This is a genomic window from Paenibacillus zanthoxyli JH29, assembly GCF_000520715.1.
Lineage (GTDB): Bacteria > Bacillota > Bacilli > Paenibacillales > Paenibacillaceae > Paenibacillus_AQ > Paenibacillus_AQ zanthoxyli.
On sequence record NZ_ASSD01000253.1, the window covers coordinates 1 to 7,494 of the forward strand.

10 protein-coding genes are annotated in these 7,494 nt (G+C 51.9%); 3 read left to right on the top strand and 7 right to left on the bottom strand.

From position 1 onward, the window contains the following. The coding region (locus tag L691_RS28400; RefSeq protein ID WP_036736322.1) for a vWA domain-containing protein at positions 1-447 on the bottom strand (447 nt) is incomplete at its 3' end. 206 nt (positions 448-653) lie between these two features. On the opposite strand from L691_RS28400, the gene L691_RS31920 reads away from it, so the two are divergent. Beyond that, entirely contained in the window at positions 654-806 is a 153-nt protein-coding gene (locus tag L691_RS31920) for a hypothetical protein (protein ID WP_156934202.1), read from the top strand. Further along, positions 799-1,734: a hypothetical protein gene (locus L691_RS0109230; protein WP_025690161.1), complete on the top strand. Its 936-nt coding sequence runs from the start codon at positions 799-801 to the stop codon at positions 1,732-1,734. The genes L691_RS31920 and L691_RS0109230 overlap by 8 nt, the downstream gene beginning before the upstream one ends. A 128-nt stretch (positions 1,735-1,862) precedes the next feature. Here L691_RS0109230 and L691_RS28405 read toward each other — a convergent pair whose 3' ends face one another. The 4 genes from L691_RS28405 to L691_RS0109250 form a co-directional block, all read right to left on the bottom strand. Continuing rightward, positions 1,863-3,443: an ATP-binding protein gene (locus tag L691_RS28405; RefSeq protein ID WP_025690162.1), complete on the bottom strand. Its 1,581-nt coding sequence runs from the start codon at positions 3,441-3,443 to the stop codon at positions 1,863-1,865. Between the two features lie 29 nt (positions 3,444-3,472). After that, entirely contained in the window at positions 3,473-3,826 is a 354-nt protein-coding gene (locus tag L691_RS0109240; RefSeq protein WP_025690164.1) for a hypothetical protein, read from the bottom strand. Between the two features lie 197 nt (positions 3,827-4,023). Then, on the bottom strand, positions 4,024-4,371 hold the full coding sequence (locus L691_RS0109245) for a DUF1648 domain-containing protein (protein WP_198023006.1): 348 nt from the start codon (positions 4,369-4,371) through the stop codon (positions 4,024-4,026). Positions 4,372-4,401: 30 nt separating this feature from the next. Then, positions 4,402-4,800 (bottom strand): (deoxy)nucleoside triphosphate pyrophosphohydrolase, encoded by a 399-nt coding sequence (locus L691_RS0109250; RefSeq protein ID WP_025690168.1) that lies wholly within the window; start codon positions 4,798-4,800, stop codon positions 4,402-4,404. Positions 4,801-5,074: 274 nt separating this feature from the next. Here L691_RS0109250 and L691_RS0109255 point away from each other — a divergent pair, with 274 nt between their 5' ends. Continuing rightward, entirely contained in the window at positions 5,075-5,566 is a 492-nt protein-coding gene (locus L691_RS0109255) for a polysaccharide deacetylase family protein (protein ID WP_025690169.1), read from the top strand. A 263-nt stretch (positions 5,567-5,829) separates the two neighbouring features. On the opposite strand, the gene L691_RS28410 is transcribed toward L691_RS0109255, so the two are convergent. Further along, positions 5,830-6,627, bottom strand: a complete 798-nt coding sequence (locus L691_RS28410) for a nitroreductase family protein (protein ID WP_025690172.1) — start codon at positions 6,625-6,627, stop codon at positions 5,830-5,832. A gap of 498 nt (positions 6,628-7,125) precedes the next feature. Beyond that, a partial coding sequence (locus L691_RS0109265; RefSeq protein WP_025690173.1) for an SLOG family protein occupies positions 7,126-7,494 on the bottom strand: 369 nt, incomplete at its 5' end.

Genomic DNA, 7,494 nt, shown 5'->3' on the forward strand with positions numbered 1-7,494 from the left:
ATCGCTGCCGTTCTCAAGAACCTTGACCGCCTCATCTACCCCGACGGCGATATCCGTGTAGGAGCCCCTATCCAGACCGACGATAAAATCCTTCAAATCCTGCTTATCCGAAGGCGAGTTAATCGTCAGGAGCGCCTTCTCGCGCTGCACCTTATCGGTGTAGGCGACGACGCCGACCTTGTCTCCCCTCGCGGACAGCATATCTATGAACATCTTCATCGCCTCGCCGGCGATGTTGTTCTTATCGCTCGTCTTCATGGAATTGCTGACGTCGAGCACCAGCACGGCGTCAATTTGCGACGGGGCGCCCGGCGGAGCGGACTGGGCCGCATAGGCTGGAAACACCGCTAACGGACCCGCCGCAAAGCTAAACACCAGCAGCAGCGCGAGAAGGCGCCGCGTGAACCAAGACAATAACCTTCTATTTCGGACATCGTTACGAAGCATGATTATAACTCCTCTTATATTTGATAGACGGCATCTTGGCCGGATCAAGGCAGCTAAATTCTGTCAATAGCATGCCATTATGATATAATTAAACCCTGTAAACTTCAACTTAAGGAACGCTGAGCAGGCAGGGACGGGCAGCGTCCGTCAACCTTTTTCGAACTATGTTCAGGGCGCGCACCGTTCCCCTAAGAAAGGACAGCTCCATGATTTCATACGTTATACTCGGAATTACGTTTCTCTATACCGTCACTCAAATTCTCCGCTATTTCCTTCGGGGAAGGAAGCCGGTTGCCCGGGAAGAGATCGACGGGCGGCTGCTGGCCTCGCTGAATGGAGGCGACAGCACCCATGGCTAAGAAACCGGTCGTTCTCCGTCCCTTCAAAGCCCCCCGCTATTCCTTCGGCAAATTGCGCGTCTGCAAGCGGTGCGGACAGTTCACCGCCCTGTCGGAAGAGCGCTGCCTTCACTGCGGCAGAGCCGCCCTTGTCTCCGTGGAGGAGCGGGCGGTTTCGCTTGCCGGACGCCGTATGACGGTATCCCTGCTGATCGTCGCCTTGCTGACGGCGGCGGCAGTCTATTTCGCCGCAGACTCCCTGCAGCGTGCCTTGTGCGCGCTAGGCGGGCTCGCCCTGCTGGCGGCGCTCTTCGCCGCCCAGCGGAAGGCGCGTCCAGCCGAAAATCTGCGCGCCCTGGACGAACTGCTCGGCCGGAACATCGCCGCAGTCAAAGAGGGACTGGAGATCAACCGGCAGGAAGCCGTGTCCGTGCTGCGGGAGAATGATACGCTTGCCTATGAGAAGCTGCGCGAAATCGCCGTGCTGCTCCGGGGCGACCGCGTCGCCAGACAGCGCGTCGCCCTGCTGCACGGCTTCCGCCTGCGCAAGGACATGGATCTTGAGATGGAGCAGCTGCTGCTAAGAGATTTTGAACCGCTGCTCGCGGAATACATCGGTGAAGTCGCAAGACTCCGCCGCGATTTGATCAAGGACCGCACCCTGCGCTATGTGCAGCGGTATGAAGCCCAAATTCTTGAAATGAAGGACGGCTCCGCAATCCTCGCCGCAGTGGCCGGAGCAGCAGTCCGCATGAAGCGCTACGCCCTGCTCTACTCCGGCTTCATCAGCCGTTACGCCCATTCGCTTCCGCGCGACCGGTTTCTCCGCCTGCATCAGTTGATCTCCGCCTACCCGCATGAGTCCTGGAACGGCCTTGATATCCGGGTTCAGGAAATCCGGGAAGCCAAGTACCGCTGGGACCCCGATTTCGGGCAAGCCCAGCCTTAAGAGGCATGGCGCTAAAACGGGCTACTTTATATGACGATCAAGACTTGGCGAATCCTGCAGCAAATTGTGATATTTATATGTACTCTCCCGATTGTCTACCGGGGCGAGAGCTTTCAATTATAAGAATCTCAAGCGGGCAGCCGCTTAAACTTAACTGAAAAGGTGGTTCCGTCAGGTCCCGTGACGACGTCGATTTTGGCGCCATGCTTGTTGGCAACGTTGAAGCATACGGCTAGTCCCAGACCGGAGCCGCTTTCCTTGGTCGTATAAAATGGTTTCCATATGTGCTCAATCTGATCGGAAGGAATCCCTTTGCCATTGTCCTCAACGGACAGTATAATTGCATCCTCTTCAGCAAAGGTTCTAATGATTAGGCGTCCTTGCGGCGGCATGGCTTCCAGTCCATTGCGAACCATATTCAATATAAGCTGGCGGATCATCCGCTCATCCATATACATAGGCGGAATTTGCCCCAGCTCGGCGTTTACCGTCTTCCCCGCAACCGTCGCGTCCGCTTGAATCAATGGAAAGATTTTTACAATCAGTTCATTCAGTTGATCGTATTTCATGTCGATTCTTTGATTTTTCGCCAGCCCGAGAAATTCGGAGATGATGGAGTTGGCCCGGTCCAGTTCCTCAATCATGATCTCCAGATAGGACTGCTTGCCGGATTCCTTTTTGCTCATGAGCTGCAGAAACCCTCGAACCGTAGTTAACGGATTCCTCACCTCATGCCCGATGCCCGCGGCCATTTCACCGATAAGATGAAGCTGATCGAGCCGCACCATTTCCTTTTCATACTCCTTATGCTCCGTAAGATCACTGAAGACAGTAAGCATGCAGGGACTTTGGTTGATGTCGACCGTAACGGTTTGGCATAGACAAATCTTTTGCTGGTCCAAAGCGTTCTTAAAAGAAACCTCAATATGGCCCCCATACAAAGACTGCAAGGAAGCCTCCATTATCCGTTTGAGCAATGAGTTCTCGTTATGCCTTTCAGGCCAGTACCGGTTGACCAGTTCTTCCCCGTTTATGCCCAGCATAGATAATAGAGGATCGTTGTATTCAATGATTTGGTTATTGTAAAGAGAAACGACAAGCATGGGACTCGGGATTACGGAAAAAATGGCAGATAATTGCTCTTCCGAGTGTCTGAGTTCTTTATTCTTTTGGGCGAGCTCCCAATTCTTTTTTTTCAGAGTGGAAATTAACAGGATACGGTCCAGCACGATCGACACTTGACTGCATATATTTTGCAGAATATCCAATTCAACAGCGGAAAAAGAAGGGCGTTCACGCAATCCAAAGGACAAAGTGCCTACAAATTTTCCATAGGATATCAGAGGATGGCTTACATAAGCCTGCAGCCCGAAGCCTTTGATAATCCCGACCCTCGGGTCCGAGGAGTTTTGAATGTCTTCGACGACTATTCTCGTAAGCTTCTGCGCGGCTTCTCCGCACACGGCTTCTCCAAGATCAACCCACTCAATAAGCGCTTGTTCACGCCAGGTAATTCCGTGATAATTCATTAATCGAAGCCGCAGAATCTCTTCGTCAAAAATATAATTAAGATAAAGATCCAGATCCAAATGGGCGGAGAGCGTATTGAACAGATTATCCAGAAGCTTCTTAGGGTTTTCATTCAAGATGAGCTCCTGTCCCGCTTCAGACAAAACTAAGAGCTTAAAGCTGTTCTCGTCCTTGTTCACCTTGACTTCCCTCCCAAATCTAATATTTCTTATCCCATCTTACGCTTCCGGATGAAAGCGCCGATCGCGTTCCCGAGCAGCGAGATCAGACCATATGCAGCCGTATATATAAGAGCCGTACTGCTAGCTTCAAAAACGATGAAGACCGAAAGTCCAAACAGAAACGCGGGCTGCAGTGCGGACAGCAGTCTGAAGCCGAGCCGAAGCCCGAGCTCTCCGGACAGAACCAGGATAACCGCTGGATTCACCATGAGCAGCAGTGTTACCAGCGCGCCCAGATCGCTCATCGTACCCGTTCGGTTCCGAAAGTATAAAGGCAGGAGGAAGAATAGAATTGCGTATATGACTGTATGCAGCAAAATTCTTTTCGATTCCCGGTTCAAATGATCTCCCCCTGTGAATGGTTCTTTTTCTATATAATACCGTTTGTGGGTTGTTAAACATAGAAAAAAGATATGAAAGCGGTAACACAGATAAGGATAAAGAAGGCTCAAGGGCGGTCCCAAACCGATTTACTATCGGCATACAATACCGCCCTATTTACGCTGGGCAGGAGCGTATTGTCCTGAACATTACCTTCCTACACCATCTCCGTTAGCGCATATATGCCAATGCCTGCAAACAGCACCGTTACTGCGGGCACGGCAATCCGCCATGTCCTTACCGCCGCCCCTTTCTTACGAAAGCTGTCCGGGAACTGTCTGCGGAGCACCGCGTAAAGCAGCAGCATAAAGATCAATCCGAGCTCGCCAAGAAGCGCAAGCACCAGCAGCTCCATACTTGATTTGTCAACATACCGGTCCGGGGTTCCTCCGGTGTAATGAATCGGAACTTGATCCGGCATGTGCGGATACAGAAAGTAATAAACGAATACCGGAACAATGCCGATGATACCACTGAGCGCAATAACCTTTTTCCATGTCGTCATATGGCTCGCCCCTTTCATTCCCAATCCCTCTCATTGTCTGCCGGGTTCCAAGCTCAGCTTCTGCACAAACGGGATATCCGCGGGCGCAAAAATAAAACGTTCCAGCTCTCCCGGATTCTCCCAGCGGCAGGCGTCGTGGTCCGTCAGCACGATTTCGCCTTCCCGGTATTCCGCTTTCCAGGCGATTAGCCGGATATGCAGACCGCTGCCGTAGCTGTGCTCGTTAACTCCAAAATATTCGTATGGAACGATGTCGATACCCATCTCCTCAGTCAATTCCCGCCGCAGGCAGGCGCTGGCGTCTTCTCCGTCCTCGATTTTGCCGCCTGGAAATTCCCACAGCCCCGCTTGGGACTTGCCTTCTCTGCGTCGCGCAATGAGAACTTTGCCTTCTTTATTATAAATGATGGCCGCTGCTACTTGAATCATTGCCGTCACCTCCGAAGGTATAATTGGAATATAACGATGGAAATTGTGAATATCCAGTGGATTATTTTATAAATAATATACATTATATCCACAAATAAAAAATCAAGGAAGAGTAATCCCATATTATCCACATGATTTTCCACAATCTAGGGATATGTAAATCGAAAGCGGCACTGGCACCGGCAGCATGATATAATCAAATGGCGAAAGCTGGGGATAAACGCTTCACTTCTCCCGTCCTAGCTGAATGATACGAACAACGGAGGCTATCCTTATGCTTACTTTTCAACAAAAAATCGAGATTCTTAACTCCTATCCACAGCTTCAGCGCAAAGATGTATCTTTGGGAAGGGTCAACTATCATTACGAAGAAAGCCTGCACGACAAAAAAACCGTCGCTTTTCATCTGCATCCGAACGGCAACGGCTATGTATACGCGGGTCTGGTAAAAGGTTACGAGGCTGACGCCAAAGGGTTTGTCAATATTCGTGAATTCTCAGAGGAGGAACTGCGCACCCTGCTGGAAGCTTCCATCGCTTCGCTCTCCGAGCCCCAGGTAAGAGCCTTGCCGGCAGGCGGCAAGAAAGCCAAGCGGCTTGCGGCAGAGACTAGCTGGATCAATGGGGAGGGCCAGAAGCTTACGCTTAAAGCTGAAGACGATCTGTGGTATCTCTATTCGGGCCTAAGTCTGGAAATGGCGTTTGAGACACCGGATGAAGCGAAGGAGTATTTGGCGGAGGAAGGCTTTTCTCAGACGCAGGGTTAGATTTTCTTGTCAGGCTTGTCCGGGCGGGCTGCCCTGATCTATACCGCTGACCGGCAAGCCTCCAAAGGGTTTGAATGCGGTTCCAGTCTGGCGGCCCTTTAACCATTAATTGGGACCAAGCAATCCTTCAGTTTGCGGCTTATTGTCTTCGGGAGTACATTCAGACCACGGCGGCCACGATCTGCATTTAGGCCTGAGCGATTAAGGCGCAAATGAGTCGCCATGTTTTGATGCGCGCCTTAATCCTTCATCCTTAATCCTTCTTATTTTGCCGTAAACGTCCAGGTTCCCGCCTCTTCCGTCCACACTCCGGAAGCACCGGCCTGAAGGGCAGCTATCTCGATATGCGCCATAGAAATTCCGAGATCGACCGCCCCCAGGTGGGTACGACCTTCCACCTGCGCGGCGAGCGCATTTTGCGCCGGTAAGAGGGTAAATCTCCACGGCTGAGAATTCATCGCCGACGGGGCGGTCCGTGCCGCAGCGAGCGCCGATTTCATCCAGCCTTGAGCCGTCTCCAATTCCCCGGGATTGCGGAGCAATTGCTCAAGCGGCTTACGCTTGCGTCCGGTTGAGAAGCCTTTTACCATCTTCTCCCTCAGGCTGAGGCTATCCGGTACAAGTCCGAGCGGAGCCACACAAATGAGCAGTTCCCCCTTGCCCACCCCGGCGATCCGCTTCGCCATCGCCTTGTCAAAGGTTCCTGCAACCCAGCATGTTCCTAAGCCCAGTGCATTAGCGTTCAGGACGAACTGCTCCCCGTAATAACCGCACAGAGTCTTGACTCGCGCCTCTTCCCCCTTCTCCCTGCCGATAAAAGCGGCAAAAGCCTTCACACCGCTAAACATGCCGTAGCTGTTGCTCAATCCGCCGAATACATCTTCGGCTCCATCCGCCCAAACCCCAATCCGTACGGCTCCCCCTGCGTCTTCATTGAGCGCCTCCGCATAGCGCTTCAATTCACCAAGCTGCTCCGCAGCGGGTGGTGCCGTATACTTCCTGCGGGATACCCGTGATTCCATGCTGGCATACAGCTTAGGTTCCATTTTTACGATTCTCAAGTTGGTTCACCCCTGAATTGAATTTGTAAGAAATTTCACTTGGTTATGCCACAATTATAGCACTGTAACCGATCAAAAGACGCAGTTATACGAACTCAACTTTCGCACCTGAAAAAATGTACAGAAAGCTCAGTAGTTAAGCGGAACCAAAGGACCGCTCGTTTGGCTAACAAATCCGAGTCAGCGGAAGCCGCAAGCATCGCTCGTTTAGCTAACGAACTGAACCATCGTTATTTGAGCATGTAGCCCCTTGCCCAAGGCTCTAATGAATCTCAGCGTTACTATTCTCTTCCTCAGCAGCGGGTTGGGCCGCTTTTTTTATGAATAGTGATAGCTGGATTCGTTATATTTGGGAACAGTTAGTATCCCTGATTTAACGGTTTTAGGGTTCTTTAGAGCAGACAAGGGCAGTCAAGAAAGTCACAAGCAGTCAAGAATGTCGAGGCATTCATGACAACTGGCTTTCTGATGAAATACGCATTTTTCTGTCCATCCGTATCATTCGTATGCCGACAGATTCTCCTCATCCGCCATGCTCTGGATATCGTCCATCGAAATCGTCAGCAGCGCATACCCGCTCTCTTCGCTCAGTTTCAGCGCCCGCTCCTTGATGTATTTCGGGCTCCCTTCCTGAGCTTCCGCGTCATACACCAGCAGCAGCCCGTCGCTCTTGCGCATCAGCAGTTCATCCCGCGCCTTGAACTGCCAGCTTCCTTCGTAGGGCCGGTTGCTGACCGCCCCATAATAATCGGCCGCTGCCGCAATCCGGCGGAACTCGTCCTGCTTCTCTTCCTTCCATCTTTCCTCGGGAGCGGCATGGGCCGCGATAATGCCCAGCTTCAGGCCGGGATAGCGTTCTTTTAGCGT